The organism is Halostagnicola alkaliphila, assembly GCF_055379965.1.
The window spans coordinates 154,030-177,932 of the sequence record NZ_AP043824.1; the positions used below are offsets into that span (position 1 = coordinate 154,030).

The 23,903-nt window shown below is 54.9% G+C and carries 19 protein-coding genes; 10 read left to right on the forward strand and 9 right to left on the reverse strand.

Going from position 1 to position 23,903, the window contains the following annotated elements:
• Nucleotides 1-69: 69 nt before the first annotated feature.
• The 3 genes from ACZ5C7_RS00655 to ACZ5C7_RS00665 form a co-directional block, all read right to left on the reverse strand.
• Nucleotides 70-867, reverse strand: coding sequence for an ABC transporter permease (locus ACZ5C7_RS00655; RefSeq protein ID WP_464374773.1), 798 nt, complete (start codon nt 865-867; stop codon nt 70-72).
• Nucleotides 868-902: 35 nt separating this feature from the next.
• Complete coding sequence (locus ACZ5C7_RS00660) at nt 903-1,955, reverse strand: ATP-binding cassette domain-containing protein (protein ID WP_464374469.1); 1,053 nt, start codon at nt 1,953-1,955, stop codon at nt 903-905.
• 1,111 nt (nt 1,956-3,066) lie between these two features.
• Nucleotides 3,067-4,344, reverse strand: a complete 1,278-nt coding sequence (locus tag ACZ5C7_RS00665; protein ID WP_464374470.1) for an orc1/cdc6 family replication initiation protein — start codon at nt 4,342-4,344, stop codon at nt 3,067-3,069.
• A gap of 1,078 nt (nt 4,345-5,422) precedes the next feature.
• Between ACZ5C7_RS00665 and ACZ5C7_RS00670 the strand changes: the two genes are divergently transcribed.
• Nucleotides 5,423-5,974: a hypothetical protein gene (locus tag ACZ5C7_RS00670; RefSeq protein WP_464374471.1), complete on the forward strand. Its 552-nt coding sequence runs from the start codon at nt 5,423-5,425 to the stop codon at nt 5,972-5,974.
• 65 nt (nt 5,975-6,039) lie between these two features.
• Here ACZ5C7_RS00670 and ACZ5C7_RS00675 read toward each other — a convergent pair whose 3' ends face one another.
• Nucleotides 6,040-6,690 carry a type I 3-dehydroquinate dehydratase gene (locus ACZ5C7_RS00675; protein ID WP_464374472.1) on the reverse strand — a complete coding sequence of 217 codons (651 nt, stop codon included), beginning with the start codon at nt 6,688-6,690 and terminating at the stop codon, nt 6,040-6,042.
• 983 nt (nt 6,691-7,673) lie between these two features.
• Here ACZ5C7_RS00675 and ACZ5C7_RS00680 point away from each other — a divergent pair.
• Nucleotides 7,674-8,846: an MFS transporter gene (locus ACZ5C7_RS00680; protein WP_464374473.1), complete on the forward strand. Its 1,173-nt coding sequence runs from the start codon at nt 7,674-7,676 to the stop codon at nt 8,844-8,846.
• Nucleotides 8,847-9,294: 448 nt separating this feature from the next.
• On the opposite strand, the gene ACZ5C7_RS00685 is transcribed toward ACZ5C7_RS00680, so the two are convergent.
• The 3 genes from ACZ5C7_RS00685 to ACZ5C7_RS00695 all read right to left on the reverse strand — a co-directional run bounded on the left by ACZ5C7_RS00685 (nt 9,295) and on the right by ACZ5C7_RS00695 (nt 12,124).
• Nucleotides 9,295-10,776, reverse strand: a complete 1,482-nt coding sequence (locus tag ACZ5C7_RS00685) for a tripartite tricarboxylate transporter permease (protein ID WP_464374474.1) — start codon at nt 10,774-10,776, stop codon at nt 9,295-9,297.
• A gap of 5 nt (nt 10,777-10,781) precedes the next feature.
• The gene (locus ACZ5C7_RS00690; protein ID WP_464374475.1) at nt 10,782-11,249 is read right to left on the reverse strand and encodes a tripartite tricarboxylate transporter TctB family protein; all 468 of its coding nucleotides are present in this window, start codon (nt 11,247-11,249) and stop codon (nt 10,782-10,784) included.
• 455 nt (nt 11,250-11,704) lie between these two features.
• Entirely contained in the window at nt 11,705-12,124 is a 420-nt protein-coding gene (locus ACZ5C7_RS00695; protein ID WP_464374476.1) for a universal stress protein, read from the reverse strand.
• Between the two features lie 401 nt (nt 12,125-12,525).
• Between ACZ5C7_RS00695 and ACZ5C7_RS00700 the strand changes: the two genes are divergently transcribed.
• Complete coding sequence (locus ACZ5C7_RS00700) at nt 12,526-13,170, forward strand: MBL fold metallo-hydrolase (RefSeq protein WP_464374477.1); 645 nt, start codon at nt 12,526-12,528, stop codon at nt 13,168-13,170.
• Nucleotides 13,171-13,367: 197 nt separating this feature from the next.
• Here the strand turns inward: ACZ5C7_RS00700 and ACZ5C7_RS00705 are convergent, their stop codons facing one another.
• On the reverse strand, nt 13,368-14,411 hold the full coding sequence (locus ACZ5C7_RS00705; protein WP_464374478.1) for a zinc-dependent alcohol dehydrogenase: 1,044 nt from the start codon (nt 14,409-14,411) through the stop codon (nt 13,368-13,370).
• Between the two features lie 296 nt (nt 14,412-14,707).
• On the opposite strand from ACZ5C7_RS00705, the gene ACZ5C7_RS00710 reads away from it, so the two are divergent.
• The 5 genes from ACZ5C7_RS00710 (at nt 14,708) to ACZ5C7_RS00730 (ending at nt 20,240) form a co-directional block, all read left to right on the forward strand.
• The gene (locus ACZ5C7_RS00710) at nt 14,708-15,721 is read left to right on the forward strand and encodes a Bug family tripartite tricarboxylate transporter substrate binding protein (protein ID WP_464374479.1); all 1,014 of its coding nucleotides are present in this window, start codon (nt 14,708-14,710) and stop codon (nt 15,719-15,721) included.
• Between the two features lie 199 nt (nt 15,722-15,920).
• Entirely contained in the window at nt 15,921-17,261 is a 1,341-nt protein-coding gene (locus ACZ5C7_RS00715; protein ID WP_464374480.1) for a glycerate kinase type-2 family protein, read from the forward strand.
• Nucleotides 17,262-17,345: 84 nt separating this feature from the next.
• A complete protein-coding gene (locus ACZ5C7_RS00720) occupies nt 17,346-18,035 on the forward strand; it encodes a 4-carboxy-4-hydroxy-2-oxoadipate aldolase/oxaloacetate decarboxylase (RefSeq protein WP_464374481.1) in 690 nt (229 codons plus the stop codon).
• Nucleotides 18,036-18,153: 118 nt separating this feature from the next.
• Nucleotides 18,154-18,930, forward strand: a complete 777-nt coding sequence (locus ACZ5C7_RS00725; RefSeq protein ID WP_464374482.1) for an IclR family transcriptional regulator — start codon at nt 18,154-18,156, stop codon at nt 18,928-18,930.
• Nucleotides 18,931-19,337: 407 nt separating this feature from the next.
• The gene (locus tag ACZ5C7_RS00730; RefSeq protein ID WP_464374483.1) at nt 19,338-20,240 is read left to right on the forward strand and encodes an NAD-dependent epimerase/dehydratase family protein; all 903 of its coding nucleotides are present in this window, start codon (nt 19,338-19,340) and stop codon (nt 20,238-20,240) included.
• Between the two features lie 750 nt (nt 20,241-20,990).
• Here ACZ5C7_RS00730 and ACZ5C7_RS00735 read toward each other — a convergent pair.
• On the reverse strand, nt 20,991-21,413 hold the full coding sequence (locus tag ACZ5C7_RS00735; protein ID WP_464374484.1) for a universal stress protein: 423 nt from the start codon (nt 21,411-21,413) through the stop codon (nt 20,991-20,993).
• 153 nt (nt 21,414-21,566) lie between these two features.
• On the opposite strand from ACZ5C7_RS00735, the gene ACZ5C7_RS00740 reads away from it, so the two are divergent.
• Together ACZ5C7_RS00740 and pdxA are read left to right on the forward strand one after the other, a co-directional pair.
• Nucleotides 21,567-22,868, forward strand: coding sequence for a four-carbon acid sugar kinase family protein (locus tag ACZ5C7_RS00740; protein WP_464374485.1), 1,302 nt, complete (start codon nt 21,567-21,569; stop codon nt 22,866-22,868).
• Entirely contained in the window at nt 22,855-23,901 is a 1,047-nt protein-coding gene (gene pdxA / locus ACZ5C7_RS00745; protein WP_464374486.1) for a 4-hydroxythreonine-4-phosphate dehydrogenase PdxA, read from the forward strand. The genes ACZ5C7_RS00740 and pdxA overlap by 14 nt, the downstream gene beginning before the upstream one ends.
• The last annotated feature ends 2 nt before the right edge of the window (nt 23,902-23,903 follow it).

Below are 23,903 nucleotides of genomic sequence, written 5' to 3' on the forward strand. Positions count from 1 at the left end.
CAGTGACTGCCAGTCAATTTGCTCCGGGACCGTCTAATCTTCACCAACGAAAATATGGCAAGGATTGCGTTAGGTCGACGTACGGAAGAGGTACATGGTAATCGGCCCGAAAACGACCACGAGCGCGACGGACATCGCGAGCACCACGCCGATTTCACCGGCCGTGGCGCTTCCGTGCATCAGCCCGCGCATCGCCGTGACGAGGTGACTAACCGGGTTGATCTCAACGAACGCCTCAAGCCATCCGGGCATCGTTTCGGGGTCGACAAACACGTTGCTGACGAACGTGAGCGGAAACAGGATCATCATGCTCACGCCCATGAGCGACTCGGGCGAGCGCATGACGAACCCGAGTGCGGTCCAGATCCACGACAGGCTAAAGGAAAACACTAACAGGAGCGCCACCGCCGACAGCACTCCGACTACCCCGCCTTCCGGCCGGAATCCGAGTATCAGGCCAAGGACTATCACCAGCGTCGACGCGATCGTGTACCTAACCGCGTCGCCGAGCAGCGCACCGACGATGACCGAGGGCTGCCAGATCGGTAACGTCCGGAAGCGATCGAAGACGCCCTTGTCGATGTCGTTGTTCAGCGTGACCCCCGTGTAGATCGTGATGAACACGACCGTCATCGCGAGGATACCCGGCAGGAGATCCTGCAGGTACGCGCCCGTCGAACCAGCGAGTGCCCCGCCGAACAGGTACGTGAACATCAACAGGAACATGATCGGGAAGACGGTCACGTCGAACAGCTGCTCCGGGACGTGTTTGATCTTCAGCAACGCCCGCCAACCGAACGTGAGCGACGACGAGATGGCGTTCGGACTCTCCGGTCGGTCCCCGGTCGCCACCGCTGACTGTAGCATTTCGACGTCCGCCTCGTCGGGCTCGCTCGAGACCGTCACCGCGAATCACCTCCCGTACTCGATTCGTCGGTAGCCGGTCGATCGGTGAGCGCGAGGAAGACCTCGTCGAGACTCGGCTGTCCGAGCGCGAAGTCGGTGACCTCGATCCCGGATCGAGAGAGTACCGCGAACGCGTTCGCGGCGTTTTCGGCGTCAGAAATTCGCGCCGATAATGCCGCCGGATCGGACTCGAGTTCGACGGGTTCCTCGAGTATCTCAGCTAGCAGCCGTTCGGCATCAACTCGGCGTTCTGGATCGCGCAATCGGACGTTCAATACTCCAGAGCCGATCGAAGATTTGAGTTCGCTCGGAGTGCCCTCGGCGATGATCTTTCCGTCATCGATGACGGCGATCCGATCCGCCAAATAATCGGCCTCGTCGAGGTACTGCGTGGTCAGGAGGACCGTCGTCCCGTTGTTGACGAGCGCTCGGATGATGTCCCAAACCTGATTTCGGTTTCGCGGATCGAGGCCGGTCGTCGGTTCGTCAAGGAACAGTAAATCCGGCGTGACGACGATGCTCGCCGCGATGTCGAGGCGGCGTCGCATGCCGCCCGAGTACGTCTTCACCTGGCGCGTCGCCGCATCGGTTAGTCCGAAAGCGTCGATCAGTTCAGCGGTTCGATCCTTGGCTCGTGACCTCGAGTAACCCAACAACCGAGCCAGCAAGCGGAGGTTCTCGTTTCCGGTGAGATCCTCGTCAACCGACGCGAACTGGCCGGTCAGACTCACGCTGGATCGCACCGCGTCACTATCGCGGACGACGTCTTTTCCGAGTACCTGGGCCGTTCCTTCGTCAGGCTGTAACAGCGTCGCAAGCATCCGAATCGTAGTCGTTTTACCCGCACCGTTCGGTCCGAGAAGGCCGTAGATACCTCCCGCAGGAACTGCAAGATCAATTCCGTCGACGGCTTTCGTCTCGCCGAAGTGTTTAACGAGTCCGCTGGTTTCGATCGCGAGAACCCCGCTATCGGCGGACCGTTCGCTCTCCGCCGTCGAATCGATACCCTCCTCGAGCGACCGAACTCGAGTCCGATCGGTCTCAGTCACTGTGGGTGACTGGTGGGACTGACTCGGCTCCACAGAGGTCTCCTCTACAGGTGCTGGCGATTCCGAAATATCAGGGCGACTTGCGCCCGATTCGGGTTCGGTCATTTACTCACCGCCAGTTCACTACCGTCGCATCGTGGGGAATCACGAGTGGACCAACGCATTACACCACGAGTGGAGTTACGCATTACACCACGAGTGGAGTTACGCATTACAGCAGTCTCAGTTTGGGGATGGGTGATCATCACGTTCTCCTCACTAAGTGGACGCTTCCGGAGTGTATGAACCTGCGCCATGAGTACTGTGAAAGTAGTCACTCGAGGTGCTGAGAGAGCCGGTATGTGGTGATACGAAGTGTGTCGAATCAGTTTCAATCACCCCTTAGCTGCCAACGCTAATTCGACGAATACGACGGTGATCGACAGCGTACGTAACTCGAACAGTATCACTCGTTCGACGATCCGACTACTAGTTGTTCAACGTCCGAATTTATTAGCCGACCGAAACAGAACGACTCCTTCTCCCATTATTCGTCGATCAGTCTCCCATTATTCGCCAACCAGTATCGCTTTTATCGAACGTCGCCCGATGAAGTATTCGAAGAAGAACAGACGAATGTCAACCGATTACGGCTGTCGGTAACCGTTTTCACGCCGTTTGTGGTTCGAATTTCTCGATACTCTCGGGTGATGTTTGGAGCAAATTATCTCAACTCGATAGCTGAATGAAATTTGTATTATAGTTACACAAAGCAACCACGTGATTGAAATCGTCTGAAATTATCTTTTTCCACACCATTGTGTCCGCTGTTCGAGTTTGCAATTTCGCTCCTCGGTGTTTGTCACCGGAGAAAAAAGAACACAGGGCAACGGCACTGCTTTGGCAGTGCGGAGAAGAACCCCTTGGTTTCGAGAGATAAACTGTCGGAGCGATGCTGAATATCAGGGGAGACGTTATGGAGAAGGTCAGTACAGACGGGACACCGAGACAAATCGTACCGTGGAATCGACGCACTGACCGATGAATTACTCCGGACACAATGGTGTTCTGTCGAAATATTAGTGGAGAAAGAGTGGATTCAGCGAACCCTAATCACTACGTAGCGGCCGAATCATTGAAATTCCAACAACGATGTGTCCCCGCTCGGCGAATTTCCGTCAGCGAGATATTGTTGCACAGAATCGTGAATACCGACCTCCTCGAGAACGTCATCGAGCGCTGAAAGAATCAGCTCGATATCCATATCGAGCGTGTACTCCCGATACGTTCCACCTCTTCGACCTTCGTTACGCTCGGTGACGGAGACCAGACCGAGCATAGCGAGCTCCGAGAGGTGATCTCGCATTCGGCGCGGAACGAGAGGGTCTCGTCCCGCCCGCTGTGCAAAGTTCGTGTACCGTGGACGGACGTCACGCGATCGAATCGGCGTTTCATCTTGAAGGTGTAACGTGAGAAGGGAGTACAACACGAGATGTCCGTGCTGGGTCAGACCGTTAATTCCTTCCTCAATACGACCTCGTTCCAAGTCGTGGCGACCTGCCTCGACGTGTTCTTCGGTGATGATGATCTCGGTTGCTTGTTCCTGAGTTACCTCTTCTTCACGAGCCAGATCCCCTGCTTTCATGAGGAGATCGATCGACTGGCGAGCATCACCGGCATCCTTTGCTCCGTACGCAGCACAAAGAGGAATTACCGCGTCGTCGATGACGCCATCGTGGAACGCAACTTGTGCGCGCTGTTCGAGAATTTTCTGGAGATCTCCCGCATCGTACGCTGGGAAATGGATTTCCTGTTCACAGAGTGAACTTTTCACCTTCGGAGATAGATCGTCTCGGAACGAAAAGTCATTCGAGATTCCGATGATACCGATCTTTGCCTCGGTAAGGTTATTGTTGGCACGTGCTCGAGGAAGCTGGTAGAGAATAGAATCATCTTCGACGTGGTCGACTTCGTCGAGAACGATCAAATTGGTCCCACCGAGCGAATCGAGATCGTCCCACAACATTTCGTACACGGTCGCTCGTGGATAACCGGTTGTACTGATTTGATTCGTTTCTTCGCGGAGTTCGTTGACGAGTCGCGTTGCGATTTGATATGACGAAGTCAAGCCGTCACAGTTGAGAAACGTCAGGTTGAGATCGATGTCGTCGTACTGGCTCGCATCTTCCTCGAGGTGTGAAAGGAGGTATCTCGTCGCAGCCGTTTTTCCAACGCCGGTTTTCCCGTAGAGAAAAACGTTGTTCGGTTGTTCGCCGTTGATCACCGGCTGGAGTGATGCTTGGTACATCTGAATCTCTTCGTCACGTCCGACCAACTCTTCAGGTTGATAATCTTCGCGAAGCGCGTCGCGGTTTTTGTAGATCTCTGTGTCGCGTTCGAATAGACCCATTCGTGTTCTTAGCACAATCGTTATCGTGAATGGTTATAAAACCACCGCGTCCGGAGTGTCCGCTGTTCTATAGCACATATAAAGAACGGGGAAACACACCCCCTCCATTGTGTCCGCTGTAATGTGAATTAGGAGATGGGGTGGGAAAACGAGACTTCTTAGATGGAAAGTTTTATGCTACAACACAATAAGCTAGTCCGTAGTAGACCTTGTTTGTTGAATACAGGGGCTGGTGGGTATAGATCATCCCTTCTCCATCTGAAACTTACCCACCTCCTTTTGGCCATCCATCCACTGCCGGTAGAACAGCGGACAAAGTGGGGTGAGGGTGTGATCTCTTCTGGAATCGTATCCGGAGTTTCCTCAGTCGTATCTGTGACCACTTGCTGAAGAAAGTAATTGGCATCCATTGACGCTTTACCGATCTATCTTCACCGAGATGATCATCACCGATTTCGATCTATATTGTTCACTCACTGGAAGAGAACTACTTAATTCGGTATGATCAAAGAAATCCCTATTCGCTATCGACTTCACATTCACTATCAACTTCACATTCACTACAACTTTACATTCACTATCGAGTTTACTGGGTATTGGCTGTATCGTTGGTCTACAAATATCTACAACACGATAATCAGGGATGGACTCTCTTGACATTGTTTCGTCTTTCGGTTTGGACACCATCGTGTCCGCTGTTCTATCGATAGCGAATCACGGGAACGGCGGACACGGTGGTGTGGGCGTATTCGATTCTATCGATTAATTGTATAACTCTTGCTCTGTTATTCGCCTCACCTATTGCTATTCGAACACCACCATGTCCGCTGTTACATTTAATCGAGTGACACCACATTGTCCGCTGTTCGTCTTCGAAAGTGGCTACCCAATAACAGCGGACACGGTGGTGTCTGACGCCTTCTCGTCTTGATAATCAGCAGACTAAAAATGGGTTGCAATTTCGACGGACAGCGACGCTTTCGATCTGGTTTAGTAGCATTGACTCGAGGCGTCTGAAACTCAAGCAAGCTAATTACTGCAAAGACCTTATGAATCTCTCTGTATTAATTCCTCCACCATGGGAAATGAATCTAAAGAAGCTGTACGATACGGAATTAGCGGTACATACGGGTGGCCAATCGGTGGCATTCTTGGAGGGATAATCGGAACAGCGGCGTTCGGCCTTCTTATGTGGTTCATGAACCCGGAAATCATTCACGCTACGATTCCCGGATTGTACGGTTTCGAACCCGGTGGAGAGATCGGGTGGGTAATTCACTTCGTTCACGGTGCTATACTGGGTCTCGCTTTTGCTTTTATTGTGACTCGAGATATGGTTCTCGGAACGTTACTCGCATCCGTCGAAACCAACGTACTCTCTGAAGTTACCGACACTATCAGGTTCGTCGGAGCTGGATTTTTCTATGGGCTTTTGATTTGGACGATTCTCCCTGTATTCGCGGCGCCGGCCCGACTCGGTCTTATCAGTCCCGCGGCGATCGAAGAATTTCCTGCATTAGCTGCAGAAGCAATGGTCGGGCACGTTCTCTTTGGCATGCTACTCGGTGCGGTGTTCGCCGTTTCGGTCGACGTTTCCGCTAGGTCTGTCGATGATACATTCGATAACTAATCAAACTGCGACAAAAACAATCAGAACCGACCAATCGAACTCAAAATAGTTGGTCGTTTACAGAATTAGTCCGTTTGGCTAAACCCTTGCGATACTGAGGCGCTTTCTTTTACTCCGCCAATTATCTGTGTCTCCGTTTCTCCCTGCTTGATCGCCTCGATTAGTGATCTGAGTCGTTGAAGAGAAATTTGCCCTGGCGCGTATTCGCTCGTATCGGTTTCGAGGGGTGCGTATCCAAGTTTTGAACCGTACAGTGGACCGAGAACTCGAATGTGACTCCCAATTTCTCCCATCGAGATTCCGGCAATCTTTGTTCCGTTTGTAGTTGCCGTATTGATCGCGTCTAGCATTCGGAGCGTATCAGTTTGATCGTTGGCGAAGGTCGCAACCTTTGCGATATCGCCGTACTGAGCACACTCTTCGATGATTGCATTAAGCGTTGGCTGGTCTGGCGTTTCCTCGAATTCGTGAAATGAGATGATTAGTTCGATGTCCGTCTCGCGAAATTCGTCGACAACCCACTCTTTTCCGCGAGCGGTTTCTAACTCGATGTCGACCATTTTGACGGCATCGCATCGTGCGGCTTCCATCAACCGGTCGAGGCGACCGTGATCGACCGCGTTTCCGCCGAACCATTGTGAACGGTTGGTCGCGATGATCGGGAGCTCCCCGTCGTAGGACTCGAGTTGAGCAATTGGCTCGTCTGCCTTGTCCATACGAAATTCAATAAAATCTGCCGTCCCTCGAGCTTCTGACTCCCGTGTCAGATCATTTGTTGTCGCCGCCAGAGCGAACTCGTCGCGGTCCATGGTATGGTTTATCACTCGAACTTATAAAATGTTCCTATTCCTCCTTCAATCAACGATAATCGTTCATTATGTACAGGTGTGATCTCTTTCGAACGCCCAGTATTCCGACATCATCTGTCTTTCAACTCCGTTCCTGTATCATTCATATGTATGGGTTATGATGTTGGTACCATCTGTAATCTATAGAATTGTACAAAACCATCAAGAGTAATTCACCTTTCGGTCGACTGACGTGCCATTAGGTGCAGGACCGATCAACTCAGATTTTGATGTCTGAAACCTGTTTTCGATCAGGTTCCGACAGGTATCATCGATTTAACCGCTGACCTAGTCGATTGAGTCGAATCAGATATCGTTGGGTAAGAGGCAGTCAGATCATCAACTGCCGACGAATTATCGTCGATGAAACGGATCGTCGCCGGGTCTGCGTATGATTACGATGAAACGGATCGTCGCCGGGTCTGCGTATGATTAAAGGGAGCACGAAAGTGGAACACGGCTCCTGTAGACAAATATGGAATAGGCTAGCTGAAGACCGTGGAATACGGTGTTTGAATTGCACTTCTATCCGAAAACTTGGATATCGTCTCTCAATCGAGAGTCACGATTACCTAGTCCAATTTATTGCTATTTCACTACAATACTGTCTACTATTCTTCCTAACAGAAATTCTAATATAATCTCAAAGCGGCGAGAGGCACGAAACGGCGAAGCCAGTACGAATGCAAGTCTATGGAAATCATTCGTAGTCACCCGTGCGATTCACCGATACTAGTCAGCTCACTGATGTAGTCGATTCGCTGATGCGGTCGATTCACCACGATGTAGAGACGTCGTCAAGCGGTTTCCAAAGTGTTTAGATAGCTCAACATGAAATGATCCTATCATCGATGGGTTGGCAATATCGGGATACAGTCCTAGCGATCTGTACATTAGCGCTGTTCGTGACAGTATTTGGTCGCTTGGCGATCAGTCCGGTCGTTCCTGATATCGCAGCAGCGTTCGAGATTTCGAACACGCTCATCGGCATTTCGCTAACGTGTATGTGGCTCGCGTACGCGCTTACCCAGTTTCCGAGTGGCATCCTCGCAGATCGGTACGGTGAGCGATTGATTATTCTCATCTCCGTTGCTGGAACGGGTCTGACAACACTTATCATCGTTGTAGCCCCTGCTTTCAGCGTCTTCGTTCTTGGAACGATTCTTCTCGGTGGTGTCGCCGGTCTTCACTACAGCGTTGCAACGACGTTGCTTACGCGGATCTACGACGATATCGGGACCGCAATTGGCATCCATAATTCGGGTGCTCCGCTCGCCGGGTTAGCAACGCCGGTTCTCATTTCGTGGATTGCCGTTCGCTATGGATGGAGACCTGCTATTTTCACCACGGCCATCGTCGCATTTCTCGTATTCGGCCTGGCCTTGTGGAAAATTCGGCCGATCGAACCGTCCAATCCAGGCCAGCCGCTGCTAGAGCAATTTAAACTCGAGCCGATTTTGGCGTTGCTTTCGCGCCCACCAGTCGTATTCACGGGAATAATCGCTATCGTAACCGAGTTCACCTGGCAAGCTGTCGCGTCATTTTTACCTGCCTTCTTGGTCCAGCAACACGGCTTTTCCACGACGTTTGCGGCGGTCTTGTTCGGATTGTATTTCCTTTCTCAGGGCGTTTTACAGGTCGGTGTCGGGGCCGTTGCGGATCGTTTTGGTCGTGATCTGGCGATCGGAATCTGTATGGTATCTGCAATTGTTGGGTTTTTATTGCTCATTCAGGGTCCGGGGACCGCGTTGATGATCCTCGGTGCACTCCTGCTCGGACTCGGAATGGCGTGGGGTGCAGCGGTGTTTCCTCGGCTTATGGATCGCCTTTCGGAAAACGAGCGAGGATTCGGGTTTGGCCTCTTTCGGACGGTGTACATGACGATCGCTGCATCTGGGTCTGTTGTAGTTGGATTATTGGCAGATCTGTTTGGGTGGACCGTCTCCTTTGGCTTTTTGACTGTACTACTCGTCGTTGTTTGTTTGTTACTCGTCGTCAACTACGTCTTTGATCTCGGCTATTGAACACGTCAACGTGGCGTATCCGGCGTTATCAGCGTTCTCAGTGGTAACGACTACGAGCGGAACAGTGGATGAGGCCTTCTTCGTGCTCGAGGTGGATACATCGGACTTGCCTGAAAGTTATTGTTGCGTTCGGCTCGAGGTGGTTAGTTGCGTTCGACTCGAGGTGGTTAGTTGCGTTCGACTCGAGGTGGTTAGTTGCGTTCGACTCGAGGTGGTTAGTTGCGTTCGACTCGAGGTGGTTTATTGTAGTGCGGTCGTATATCGCCCGAGATAATAGCGGCGGTGATTGTCGAGGAAGCCGTTCTCTATCGCCCACTCGAACTCTCTCCTTTTCGAAATGTATCGTCGAAACACGGCAGCAGACGGTAGTGTGGAATTTCGCTGATAGCCTTCGAGTACTGAACTCAAGAGAAATTGAGCGAGAGCAGGGTATCTGGACGACGGCAGCTTAGTCTCGAACGGCTCTGATCGCCGGTACCGCGACCGTTGCGATACTCAGAAGGATAACGGTGAGCGCGATCGGGCTGGTGTAGAAAATGTCCAGCGAGCCACCGGAGATGTCCAGTGATCGTCGGAGGTTCGATTCGGCGATCGGTGCGAGTATCAGTCCGAGCACCATTGGTGCGAGCGGATATCCGCGGAGGCGCATCACGAAGCCAAGCCCTCCTGCGGCGAGCATCACCCAGGCGTTGAAGACTGTTCCTGAGAGAGCGATTGCTCCGATAACACAGAGGACAAATATGATAGGCCAGACGTAGTTCTGTGGAATATTGATGAGTCGGGCCCAGTAGTTTGCACCGAGGAGCCCGAAGATGAGGATGATGACGTAGATGAGGAGGAATCCGACGAATATCGTGTACAGGAGGCCGGATTCATCTTGATAGAGTTCCGGGCCCGGGGTGACGTTGTGGACCATCAATGCACCGATGAGGATCGCGGAGACGGAGTCGCCCGGAATTCCGAGCGTGAACGTTGGAATCAGCGCACCACCGGTACTCGCATTGTTTCCGGATTCAGCTGCTGCAACGCCTCGAATGTTCCCTTCACCGAACGACGGCGTGGTATTTTTCAACCATCGTGTGGCTTCGTTGTAGGTGATAAAGGAGGCAATATCTCCACCTGCTCCAGGAATCGCACCGACCAGTGACCCGATGAAGCCGGATCCGATAGAAATTGGCGCGATAGCTTTAATATCCGAGAGAGATGGTAACACGCCCGAAATATTTTGATTGATCTGATTCTGTTCGTTATCGATGCCCTGAGCGTACTTGCGCAACCCCTCTGCGATCCCGAACAACCCGATCATTACCGCGATAAATTCGATTCCGCTCATCAGGTTAGGGATTTCGAACGTAAACCGCTGGTAACCAGTTAGCGGATCGATTCCGACGGTCGCAATTAGCATTCCCAGAAGGCCCGATATCATCCCCTTGGTGAGCGAGTCTCCGCTGACGCTCGCAATGATTGTCAGGCCAAAGAGTGCGAGCGCGAAGAACTCCGGTGATCGAAACCGAAGCGCTGCGTCTGCGATGATAGGCGAAAGGAACATCAACGCGAGCACGCTGATAAAGCCGCCAATGAACGATGCGACGGTGCTCATCCTGATCGCGCGTCCCGCTTCTCCCTTTTGTGAGAGGGGATAGCCGTCGAAAATTGTGGCGGCGGCTGATGGCGTTCCGGGTGTCCGAATCAAAATTGCTGGAATCGACCCTGCATACACCGCTCCGCCAAAGATACCGAGAAGAAGCATCATTCCCGTTGCGGGCTCTAACGTAAAGGTAAAGGATAACAATACCGCGATGGTCATCGTGGCGGTCATCCCCGGAATCGATCCCATGAGGATGCCTAATAATACCCCAAAGATCATTAGAGCGAGTATCGTGGGGTCCAGTACGTTTGCGAGGCCGTAGGAAATATCGTTCATTACCATTGTAATCACAGTGGAAGTGGCGGGAGGAGTCGTGATATCGGAATTATTCCCTCTGGTAGCCTGACCATAAAGAGATCGCTAAAGATATAGAACAACACTATCGGTAGCCCAACCGAAATAAGAGTGATCATCAGTTTCGATCGAATGTTCGAGTAGTAGAGTCCAATCGGTAAGAACAACATCGTACCGACAAGAAATCCGGTATACGGCATGAGAAGCAAGTATGCCGTCAGAAAGACGAACATGACGGCCGCTGGGATCATGGAGAAATCGCTCATCTCGAGTTCGGTATCGTCGTCGACTACAATATCCACAACGGCGAATACGATGATCGCGGCTGACACCAGAATCGGGAAGAATCCGGGGCCGAGCTCGCCGCCTTCGGGGAACTGACTTGCGTATGTGATGACCACAACTGCGACCAGAAGAAAAATCACCGCGAGTGGGTTGGATTTGAGTTTAGTGAGTACCATAACTGAGTGTAGAGCAGGCTATTTTATTACCGGCGTATTCGGTATCTCGAGCGTTGTTACCGGGGTACTCGATATGCCGAATTCAATACAGTATTTTGCGTCGGATAGGGGATCGTACGTTACACGGAAGTTACTGTTCGTAATCATCTTTATCCCGGTTCGATAGTACAGTGGCTATCTTACATCTGTATAAGTTTACTGGTGTGTGCTGATTTAAACGCCCCTCGATCGTTGTAAGCCCAGCTCTGAAGATACTACTACGGATCCAATGCGTTCTGGGTATACTCTGTACTGGTATAGAAACAGGCACTGATCTCGGTGGTTTGTCTCCTCGCGGCGATGGTTGGTACTCTCGGTTGCCGCCCATCGCTTCCCGTTGGTGCTCGCTCACACAGACGATTCGCTGTTAAGTACGCTGTTAAGTAAGATAATTCGCCATCAAGTACAGCGTGGATTCAGCTAACGGTGACGACAGGGCAATTCGCATCCAACAAAACCGATTGTGCAACGCTCCCGAACAGCGCTTTTCCCGCCGGAGACGTTCGTCGTGGGCGGACGACAATGTATCGAGCAGCCACCTCGTCGGCGTAGTTGATGATTTCCTCTGCTGGATTACCAACGAGTCCGACGGTCTCATAACTGCCGACGGTTTCTGGAACAGCTTTCGCAGCCATTCTCGCCGCTTCATCCCGTATCTGATTTAAGTTGAGCGGATCGTCCGCTTGCGCGTTCGTCGTTCCGAGGGTAACGAATTCCGCCCTGGTCAGTGCGTGAACGACGTGAATCGATTCGTCGAACTCGGTTGCCAGTATTTCAGCTTCTGAAACGACGTCGGATGCACGATCGGATCTATCCACTGCTGCGACGACGACCATGGTCTATTGCTCTCGAGACTCCTTATTATTGTTTCGCCGAACAACTCTTGTCAGGGCGTACATTGGATTCGAATTGGCCAAGGACTGATACGGGTTATTGTCCTGCTTTCCGCCGCATCTGCGGGCGGATCGGCAGTTCACCGGTGATGGTTAACGGAGATCCATCTGAGTGGTGACCCGGTTTGAAGGGGCTACCAGAGCAATTTGAATAGGTCATCAGAGCGAAACGTAGCGCAGGGTTCGAGCATGGGACGAAATGGATGTGAGTACGGGGAGAGGCGATGACAGGTGTCTAAACGCGACTCCGAGGCTGGAACGCGCTGGAATAGCCGGATAACAAACCAGTCGATACTACCTAATCGATAGCTTTAATTGCCGAAATACGCCATCTGTAACTGATAATGAGCTTTCGTACCGTTACCGATGGTATTGCACAGGTTCAGTTCGAGCACGTTCGCGTGCTGGTACTCGAGGATGTCCCGTCCGGAAAGACGACGCTCGTCGACACCGCTTTCGAGGAAAATGGCGAAGAACTCGTCGACGTTCTCGAGGAGGAGTACGGCACCATCGACCGCGTCATCATGACGCACGGCGATCACGGTCACCACGGCGGACTCGATTACGTTATGGAGGCGTTCGACCCCGAACTCGTCGCCTCGGCAAACGAGGACAAACTCCACGAAGCGATCGATCACGAACCCGACGTTCTCTTCGAGGACGACGACTTGCTCGACGGAAATATCCGCGTCATCGAGGTTCCGGGACACACTAAGGCGACAGCAGCGCTATTGCTCGAAGACCGCGACATCCTAATCTCCGGAGACGCACTCGACGGTGCCGATCGCGGAGGCCTTCCGGAGGGATACCTGCTCCCGCCGCCGGCGCTGTTCAACGACGATCACGAGGCTGCGGAAATCAATCTCTACGACCTGCTCCAATACGACTTCGAAGCCCTCCTCGTCTTCCACGGCGCTCACGTCTTCGAGAACCCAAAGCAGAAATTGGACGATTTCCTCGTCGAACGAGAGTGGGATCCACGTCCGTAACTGTCGCGATAAGCGGGTAACTGTCGCAATAAGCGGGTAACTGTCGCAATAAGCAGGTAACTGTCGCAACGGCTGAAACACACTCGAATCCAACTGTCTCAGTTGATCAATTTTAGCTCTTACTATCTCTCGAGTTTAGTTTCTTCCCATTTCTCGATCCCGTCCTCGGCGTCTACCGGTTCGTTCGGGGAGTCGAGTTACTCCCGAAGGACGGACGCGTCGAAGACGGGTTTACACGTTTCGCCCTCGAGGAACGCGGTGAATGCCGCTTCTGACTCGAGCAAACTAAATCGGTCATCAAGGAAGGTTTCGTGGTCGACGTCACCGGAGCCGATCAGTCGGAGTGCGTGTTCGAAGTCTTCGTACGTTGCACCGTAGGAACACTGCAGATCGATTTCTGACCGGACGAGGGGGGTGTACGCCATCGTCGTTTCACCGGTCTGACCGATGAGCACGATCTGACCGCCCTTTCGGACTTCGTCAGTTGACATCGTGAGTCCCGACGGGTGGCCGGTGGTGTCGAAGACGACATCGTAGCCGACTCCCGCTGTCCGCGCGTCGCGTTCTGCCTCGAGATCGTCGAGTTCCACGTTGATCGTCGGGAATCCCAGCTCTTCGGCCAGCGGCAGTCGATACTCGGTGTCCTGGCCGACACCGGCAACGACGACGTCGGCTCCTTGTGCGTCGGCGATCTGTGCGGTAAGCAGTCCCATCGGACCCGGACCGGCCACGAAGACGCGATCGCCAGCGGTGACTCGAGAGTTCTCGATCACCGCTCGAGCACAGATCGCGGTCGGTTCGACGAGGGCCGCGTGCCGAGGTTCGACGGAATCGGGAACGTGTTGGATGACGGATTCGGGGACGGCGATATAGCCCGCGTACGCGCCGTCGTGATCGACGCCGGTAATCTCGGTGTCCTGACAAATATTTTCTTCGCCCATCTTGCATTGATAACACTCTCCACAGCCACGGATCGGTCGCTCGACGACGCGATCTCCTGACTCGAAGTTCGTCACTTCCGCACCGGTTTCGATCACGCGACCGGTGTATTCGTGTCCGATTACGGTGGGCAACTCCATTCGTTCGAATGCCGGTTTGAACTTGTAGATTCCCGCATCGCTTCCACAGAGACCGGCGTATTCGATCTCGATCAGTACTTCGTCTGACCCTGGTGTGGGCCGTTCGAGCTCGACGAGTTCCATCGCTCCAGCGTCGCGACTGGTTTTAGCTAAACCGCGCATACTGGGACCTCATTGGTGCCTCTGTATAAAGTTGTGGATTGGAGTGAGACTTCTTCCAAACGTCCTCGAACGGGATTGGATGTGTACGTTCGACTGGATGTGTACGTTCGATTAGTATTTGTATACGTCCGATTGGTATTCGCTCGCTGTTGACTAACCGTCATCGAGAACGAACGCCAAATCACAGCTCAACTCGCATTCGCTCCGCTCGATCTGTCGGTCATTTTTAGGTAGCACACCTGTTCGAGGCACCCATTCGAAAGATTTAAAATTATAGATCATAACTTACCGGTAGAATGCCAAGCATTCACAGTAGCGAAACCAGTGGGAAGCGTGTACTAACTCGCCGCAGTGCTCTCAAGGTCGCCGGTGGGGCCGGTCTTGCAACGACTGCGGGGTGTCTCGACGAACTGCAGTCCGATGGGGAGTGGCCGTCCCGGCAGATTGAAATCGTCGTTCCGTGGGCATCTGGGGGCGGCGCTGATACGACGAGCAGAGCAGTAGCCGATGCAGCGGAGGAGTTCACGGACGTGTCTTGGAACGTCGCTAACCAGGAAGGCGGGTCCGGTTCCGTCGGGATGAACGAAGTTGCGAATGCGGAACCCGACGGACATACGCTGGGGGTTGCTGCCCCAGAAATCACCCTGTTCGATCACCTCGGCCAAGACGATCTGAATCCGGACGATATTACGCCGATCATGCAGTACGCCGATATGCCGGCGGCGCTCGCGGTCCACGAAGATTCCGATTATTCCTCGGTTGGCGAGTTCGTCGATTACGCCGAAGATAACCCCGGTGACCTCGATATGTCGCATTCGGGAACCGGATCGTCGTGGCATCTCGCCGGAGCCGGATTTGCAGATGAAGCAGGGATCGAAGTCGATTATGTCCCCTACGATGGTGCAGACCCAGCGATCACGGCGGTCGTCAACGGCGAAGTGGATTGTACCGTCGTCGGTGCCGCGGAAGTCCACTCGCACGTGGTCGACGGTGACCTGATTGGACTCGGCGTTATGTACGACGAGGAACTCGATGCGCTCCCCGACACGCCGACGATGACGTCGGAGGGTATCGATATCGAAATCGGGTCGTGGCTCGGCCACTTCGCACCTGCGGATCTCGCAGACGACGTTCGAGACGATATTGCGGATGTCTATGAGTCAGTTTACGATTCTGACGATTTCTCCACGTTCCTCGAAGACAATCACTTCACGCAGGCGCGTCGAGGGCCTGAGGAGTTCCAAGACTTCCTCGACGAACAGTACGAATACTATGAGGAACTCGTCGACGACCTCGGCATCGAAGGATAACCCGAACCGGTACGACTTTCTCGAATCTCTCTCCGTCGGAATATTGGCGTGCTGTCGACCTATTCGATCTCACTTTCGTCGAAAGTGAGATCGAACCTCCACTATTACAAGCCCAAATTACAAACTCTCATCACAAATCCAAATTACAAATGGTGGTGGGAAAGAAGGATTTATGGTGTGACACGAATCACCACGAACCATGATCCAACGCGACCAAATCCAGGCCGGGACGCCCGCTCACGGGTTGGTACTCGATGCCCTCGAGGCCGGAATCTCGGCTGCACATCCAGAGACCGTGTTGGCAGAGTCGGTCGCGCTCGAGAACGGGACGCTTCGAATCGGAACCCAGCGGATCGATCTCTCGTCGTACGACGACATCCGCGTACTCGGCGGTGGGAACGCCGCGGGTCGAGTTGCGAGCGCGCTCGAAGACGTCCTCGAGACGCACGTGTCCGGCGGAATCGTGATCACGGACGATCCGGCACCTGCGGGCCCCGTCGAAATGGTCGAGGGGAGCCACCCGTCACCAACCGAGACGAACGTCGAGGGAACTCGTCGTCTCATCGAGCAGGCTCGAGACTGTGACGAACGGACGCTCGCGTTAGTTCCCGTCACCGGGGGTGGAAGCGCTCTCCTCGCCGCACCCGTCGACGGCGTCGCACTTTCGGAGCTCCAACGCCTGACGGACGAACTCCTTCGAAGCGGCGCGCCCATCGCGAAGATCAATGCGGTTAGAAAGCACGTCTCCTCGTTGAAAGGCGGACAACTGGCGCGAGAACTCGCACCCGCGACGGCGGTTGGGCTCGTCTTCAGCGATGTGACGTCGGGTGATCCGTCCGTGGTTGCGAGCGGTCCGCTGTCTCCGGATCCGACCACGTATGCGAACGCCCGCACCGTACTCGAGGAGTACGACATCGACGTACCGAAATCTGTCGCAGATCACTTGCGGGCGGGTGAGAACGGCGACGTGGCCGAGACGCCGATCGATGACGACCCCACGTTCGAAACAGTCGCGGTCTCCGTTCTCGCGGATAACTTCACCGCGCTCTCGGCTGCAGCCGATGTCTGTGAACGCGAGGGGCTGACCACGATGATCCTCTCGTCGTCAGTTCGCGGCGAGACGCAGGCGGCAGCCAAAACCCACGTGGGAATCGCCGAAGAAATTCGGCGCACCGGAAACCCGGTGTCCCCACCGGCCGCAATCATCTCCGGCGGCGAAACGACGGTGACGATTACCGGGGATGGAATTGGCGGTCCGAATCAGGAATTCACACTGAGTGCGGCGCTCGAGCTTCCAGATGACGTCGTTCTTGGTGCGATCGATACGGACGGTATCGATGGACCGACCGATGCCGCCGGCGCACTCGTTTCGAACGAGACGATCGAAAGCAAATCTACCGCACGCGCTATCCTTTCGGATAACGACGCATACACCTATCTCGACGAACGAAACGCGTTGATCGTCACCGGTCACACGGGGACGAACGTCAATGATCTCCGCGTCATGTTCGTCCCAGAAACCCCAGGGTCGGGCGACTGACTCGCGTCTGTTTCTCTCTCCAGCACTCGTATCCGATCGTCAAAAATCGGTAGATTAACGTTATTCATGGGTCTTCGTTCTCCCATGCACACGATCGAGCACGACGTAGAGCGTCCAGATCCATCTGTCGTCTCAGACTTCGAAACGGTTCCGAGTACGATCGTTTCGGACGTTACGGGAAACATCGGTCTTACGATGGACTCCGGCATCAAGCCGTGTCGCAGCGATACCGATATGGCCGGGACCGCTATCACCGTCAACGGGTCGCCCGGAGACAACCTAATTATCCACAAAGCGATTACGATGGCCGAACCCGGGGACGTTCTCGTCATCGACTGCGATGGATTCACCGAGGCCGGCCATTTTGGTGAACTCATGTGTACTTCTTGCCAGGCCAACGACCTCGCAGGGCTGGTCATCGACGGGAGCTACCGAGACAAAAGCGAAATTGCCGACATGGGGTTCCCGGTCTACGGCCGCGGCGTCCATCCGAAAGGCCCGCTCAAACAAGATCCCGGCTCGATCAACGTCCCGATTTCCTGCGGCGGCGTCACCGTCAATCCGGGCGATGTCGTGGTCGGTGACGACGACGGTCTGGCCGTCGTTCCAGCCGACAGCGCCGAAGAAGTCCTCGAGCGATCGAACGAAAAACTCGAGTCCGAAGATGAGGTCCGCGCGGACGTTCAGGATGGGACGTACCTTTACGAACGAAACGGGTACGATACCTTGTTCGAGAACCTGAACGTCGTCGGTCCCGAAGATTCGATTCAGTAGGTCGAGACGCAGACTTCTGGTGTCGAGCCCAGACGAGTCGGTTCGACTATCTTCCCCTTCTTTCAACACTGTCGAATTCTTCCACAGGGCTTATGCTGACGTACAAGAAGATAGTATCATGACCGACAGCGGAAAATCAGATCCTCGGCGGCTCAAAAGCGTGTCTCAGTCTTTTACTATCGTCGAATTTCTCCAGAACACTGATACGGCAACGCTTTCGGAGATCGCTGACGCGCTCGATATGCCGGTGAGTACAGCACACATCCACCTGGCAACGCTTGTCGAAACGGGGTACGTTCTCAAAGACGACGACGAATACCGCTGTACGTTTCGATTCCTCGAGGTTGGCGGCGAGATGCGCGATCGGATGGCGCTCTACCAGGCGACGAAGCCGGAGATCGACGATCTTCGCGAGATTTCGGGTGAGCATGCGAATCTCACCGTCGAGGAGGGTGGACACTCGGTCCAGTTATACAAATCCGAGAGCCCGGAATCAATAGACGACAACGCGCCGTTAGGCCAGCACCTGTACATGCACTCGACTGCGACGGGAAAGGCGATCCTCGCACAGTTCTCGACGGAGCAGGTAACGGAAGTGATCGAAAAGCACGGCCTACCACAACAGACGGATAACACCATTACTGCTATCGATTCTCTGCACGAGGAACTCACTCGAATCCGAGAACGGGGCTATTCGATCAATCAGGGTGAACACTTCCGTGGCGTCTGTGCCGTCGGGACTTCAATAGTATCGAAACAGGACGGAGTCGTCGGAGCGATCAGCATCAGCGGGCCTCGCAGTCGGATGGGAACTGACCGAATCGAGTCCGAGCTCGCCCCGGAGCTGCTCGACAAGAAGAATATCATCGAACTCAAGATACGCCAATTTAGTTGAGGCCGTCGTACTACCGGTACCCGATTCTCTCGCTGATCCCGTTTGCGCTCCGCAATGACGATTCTCCGATCCCCTTCGCTCTTCGGTATCCATCCGGATCGGTCGGGCGTCCAATCCGAATGTGTTTACAATCATAGGGTTGTAATGCAAAGATTGCTGTCGCCGATATTTCAACGATGTCGAAACAGTGGTGGCGTCGCCAACTCGTTCGCACACGTCCGTTTCCTGCAAGAATTTCCAGTCGGACCGAGCGAACACACTGGGAACTTCCGACTTCTGTTTCACCGATCGTGAAACGGAAGCGGCTCGGACGAACGACCGGATTCTGAACGCAGAATTCTCCTACTGCCCGAAGAGTCCCGAATACGCAATCTATAAGTGCGGCCCAGATGTACTCGAGTTCGTAAATGGCCAAACAGAACGTTCTAATCACGGGTCCGCACGGCGAAGCCGGACAGGCCTTGCGGAAACACCTGTTCGAGAAAGAGCAGTACGAATTCACGCTTCTCGACCTTACCGATCACCCGGACTACGAAACGCACGTCGCAGACGTCAGCGAGTACGACGAGATTCGACCCGCGTTCGACGGCCAGGACGCGGTAATCCATCTCGCAGCGCAGTCCGACGCGGGCGCGTCGTTCGAGGGCGTCATCGAACCGAATCTTGTCGGTACCTATAACGTCATCAAAGCGGCCGAAGACGCTGGTGTGGAGAAGGTAATTTTCGCGTCCTCACAGCGAGTGATGGGGCTGTACGAGGACGACAACTCTCCGGAACTGTACGAAGAGGATCATTCCCTCCTGCTCGACCACGAATCGCTGCCGAAACCGGACGGTTATTACGGGGCAACGAAGATGTTCGGAGAACACATCGGCCGCGTCCACGCACGAGACGACTCTCCCCCGTCGCAGTTTTTCTCCATTCGTATTTCGAGCGTGCGTCCCGACCCGTACGATCACCCCTACGGCGACGCCGAGCGGGGCGTTCGGCGGGGGACCGACGATGGAGTCGACCCTGAGGACGGTGCCTGGGACCCCTCACAGACGGGATCCTGGGAGCGCGGTAGCGAGGAGTACGAAGAAATGGTGAAGCGCTTGAAGTGTACTTGGACCTCCCAGCGGGACTTCGCCCACCTGATCGAATGCTGTCTCGAGAACGAGACGGTGACATACGATACGTTCTACGCGGTCAGCGATAATTCGGGAAGCTGGTTCGACGTCGAACACGCAAAGGAAGTACTGGGCTACGAACCGCAGGACGACGGTGCCGAATGGGAACAGCCGCCCGACGTCGAAAACCCGCCTCAATGAGACACTTTCGATCACTAAAACCCCAGTTTCGTTGGTGAACGATCCCGTGCAAGACGAGTGCGTAGCGACGCGTGTTAGTGACACGTAATTCTTGTCGTCGGTGGCGGTTTTTCGAACGATAGTTAGTCGGTCCGTCTCGAGTGGTCTCCTGCGAATACAGGAATCATCAGCAAAAATAACTTCTCACTTCACTTCCGAAGCTGTTATAATCGCTTCCAGTTTGCCTATCGTCTCTTCGTCCGTTTACTGTCGACCCCATTCGATCGGTAGGACCCCGTTGATGCGGAATTACGCCTCTTTCCCACACTTAAATAATTCGCGTGACCGACTGGCGTTCGTACGGACCTCTTCGGCTGGCGTCGGTTCTGGGCCCGAGCCGGGATAAATTCTTTTCAATCCGATCGGTAAAATCTATCTCGTTGCCGGCTAACCAAAGAACCCGGTAAAAAAGTGAACAATAACGACAATGATTGGTTTCGCGGTTACGGGCGGATATCAACGCTTCTGATACGAAATACGTCTGTGGTCATTCAACAAACGATATCAAATCTATATCGAGATGCGACGAAATAATTTTCGAGAAAATAATTATAAACCTATCCGGTCGCTATCGAGTCGATGGGTGACCAGAGACGATCTCGAGACGACTACCGCGTACCCGATCGGCGAGCACGCTCTCCTCGAGCGCCGCTGGACAACGGTGGTAGTGTCTCGAGAACCTGTCCGGATACGTCGTCGCGATCCGTTCAGTTACTGCATAACTGCAACGACCGGCTGCGTTGCGTCGAGGAGTACCGACTGTGTGACGCTGCCGAATAGCGCTTTGCCGACCGGGGACCGCTTTCGGCCGCCGATAACGATGTAGCGGGCGTCGACGTCGCTTGCGAACTCGAGGACTTCTTCGGCCGGATTTCCGTGACGGCCGTGGATTTCGCAGTCTCGGGAGACGGCTTCCGCGGCGTCCGCTGCAGCCAGCCGCGCGATTTCTTCTTTTTCTTCGTCCGAGTCGACGTGGTCTGTATCGATAGCCTGATTGACGAGGTGTTCGTGTTCCGATTGTTCGTACACGGAAACGATATGGACGGGTTCGTCAAATTGGTCGGCCAGGGTTTCAGCCTCCCGGACTACCGCTTTCGATCCGTCACCGCCGTCGACTGCAGCAACGATTGGCATGGAAGGAAATCATCACAAACAAGTAAATAGATTCGGGTTGGAGCTGTCTTTCGATTCGTTTCCCGGTCGGATCGCGCGAAAACCGCGTTCCACGAAACCGCCGTCTCTCCGAGACGAACAGTTTTGTATCACCACCGGTGAACTACGCGTGTGATGAACGCCCTCATCGTCGCGGATGATTACACTGGAGCGATGGATACAGGTCACGGGTTCGCCGCTCGCGGGCACTCAGTTCGTGTCCAACTCGCCGGTCCTGAACCCGGCGAATACGAATCGATGACTCCCCTGATCAACTCGCCGTCCGAAACGGATTACGACGTTCTCTCCGTCGATATGAACACTCGGGGTGTCTCCGCAGAAACGGCTCGAAAGGCCGTTTCGGGGCTGTTGAACGACGATATTTCGGCCGTCTACAAAAAAATCGATTCGACGTTGCGCGGGAACGTCGTCGCCGAGGTCGATGGAGCCGCGGATGCGATGGGGGCGGATTTCGCGCTCGTGGCTCCCGCGTTCCCTTCGACGGGCCGGAAGACGGTCGATGGGGTCCACCTCGTGAACGGCGTTCCGCTCGCTGAGGCGGGTTACGGCGCGTCCGCATCGGACCTTCAGGCTGTCTTCGAACCGTCACGGTATCCGGTCACCGCGCTCGGGACTGAAACGGTTACTCGAGGCGTCGACGCCGTGCGCTCGGCGCTCGCCGACGCGCTCAGCTCGGAACCAGTCGTCGTCACGTGTGACGCGGCAACGACGCGGCACCTCGAGACGCTCGCGTCGGCGGCTGACTCCCTCGAGGCGACCGTCCTGTTCGTCGGGAGCGGCGGACTCGCAACCTGTTTATCTCTCCCGAAAACGACGGCTACTCGAGAACTGTCGGGAACCGATAACCCGGCGGGACACGCGACCGGCAGTGCACTCGGCGTGGTCGGGAGCGTTAACGAACGGACGCTCGAGCAACTTCGTGCCGTCCCGGATCGTCTCGTCTACCGTCTCGACCCGGGTGCGGCCGTTCGGGAACCGGTCCGGGTCGGTCGGGAGGCGGCCACTGCCCTTACGGACCGGCTGGAATCGGACGGACGGGCGGTCGTTACCGGTGCGACTGAACAGGCGGATATCGAACGCGCTCGAAGTGCTGCTGGTGAACTCTCGTCCGATATCGATGCGGGTGATCGGATCGTCACCGCGCTCGCAACTGCCGCCGCAGAGACGGTTGAATTAGCTCCGCCATCGGGCCTCGTCTGTACCGGCGGATCGGTTGCACGCGGCGTCTTAGAGAGCCTTTCGGCGACGGCGATCGACCTCACCGGTGAGTCCGCCGGCGACGGAATCCCGGAAGGCCGCATCGTCGACGGGCCTGCGGCCGGAACTCGCCTCGTCACGAAAGCGGGCGGGTTCGGGGCAAAGGGGAGTATAGTTAACTGTCTCAACTTCGTAGGTGATGGCGATGACGGAAACTGACCGCCCAGTCGTCGCTATAACGATGGGTGACCCCGCCGGTATCGGAAGCGAAATTATCGTCGACGCGTACGACACCCTCCGAGAGGACGCTCATCCGCTCGTAATCGGAGACGTCGGAGTACTCCGATCGGCGATCGATGTCCGCGACTCGGACAAATCGGTCGAGGCTGTCGAAACCGTCGAATCGGCTTCCTTCGATTCGGATATCATCCCAGTTATCGACCTGGACAACGTCGCCGACCTCGAGTACGGAGTCGTTCGCGAAGCGTACGGCGAAGCGAGCCTCGAGTACATCGAACGGGCGATCGAACTCGCGAAAGCGGGCACGATCGACGCGATTACGACCGCGCCGATCAACAAACAGTCGACTCGGCTTGCCGGGAGCGAATACGCCGGTCACACCGGCATGCTCGCCGACTATACCGATACCGAGAACTACTCGATGATGCTCGTCGAAGACGACCTCGTCGTCACTCACGTCAGCACGCACGTTCCGCTGCGTCGAGCCTGCGAGTTGGTCACCGAAGAAACCGTCCTCGAAACGATTCGGGTCACCGACGACGGACTTCGGGATCTCGGCATCGACGATCCGACGATCGCGGTCGCCGGACTCAATCCCCACGCGAGCGACGGCGGACTACTCGGCGGGGAAGACGACGCGGAGATTAGGCCAGCGGTCGAGCGGGCGCAGGGCGAGGGTATCGATGCGGTCGGACCGGAGTCCCCCGATACCGTCTACGTTCGGGCTGCCCGTGGCGAGTACGACTGCGTGGTCTCGATGTATCACGATCAGGGCCACATCCCGATCAAGACGCTCGGATTCTCGAGCGGCAACGCCGTTTCCGGCGTCAACGTCACCGTCGGCTTACCGATTATCCGGACGAGCGTCGATCACGGTACCGCCTTCGATATCGCGGGTGAGGGAATCGCTTCGTCGGCCAGCCTGGTCGACGCGACCGAAGTCGCCGCCGACATGGCGCGTCGCCGTCGCCAGCGCGAACGAACGCCATCGGATGCGGAGGGCGGCGAATGAAG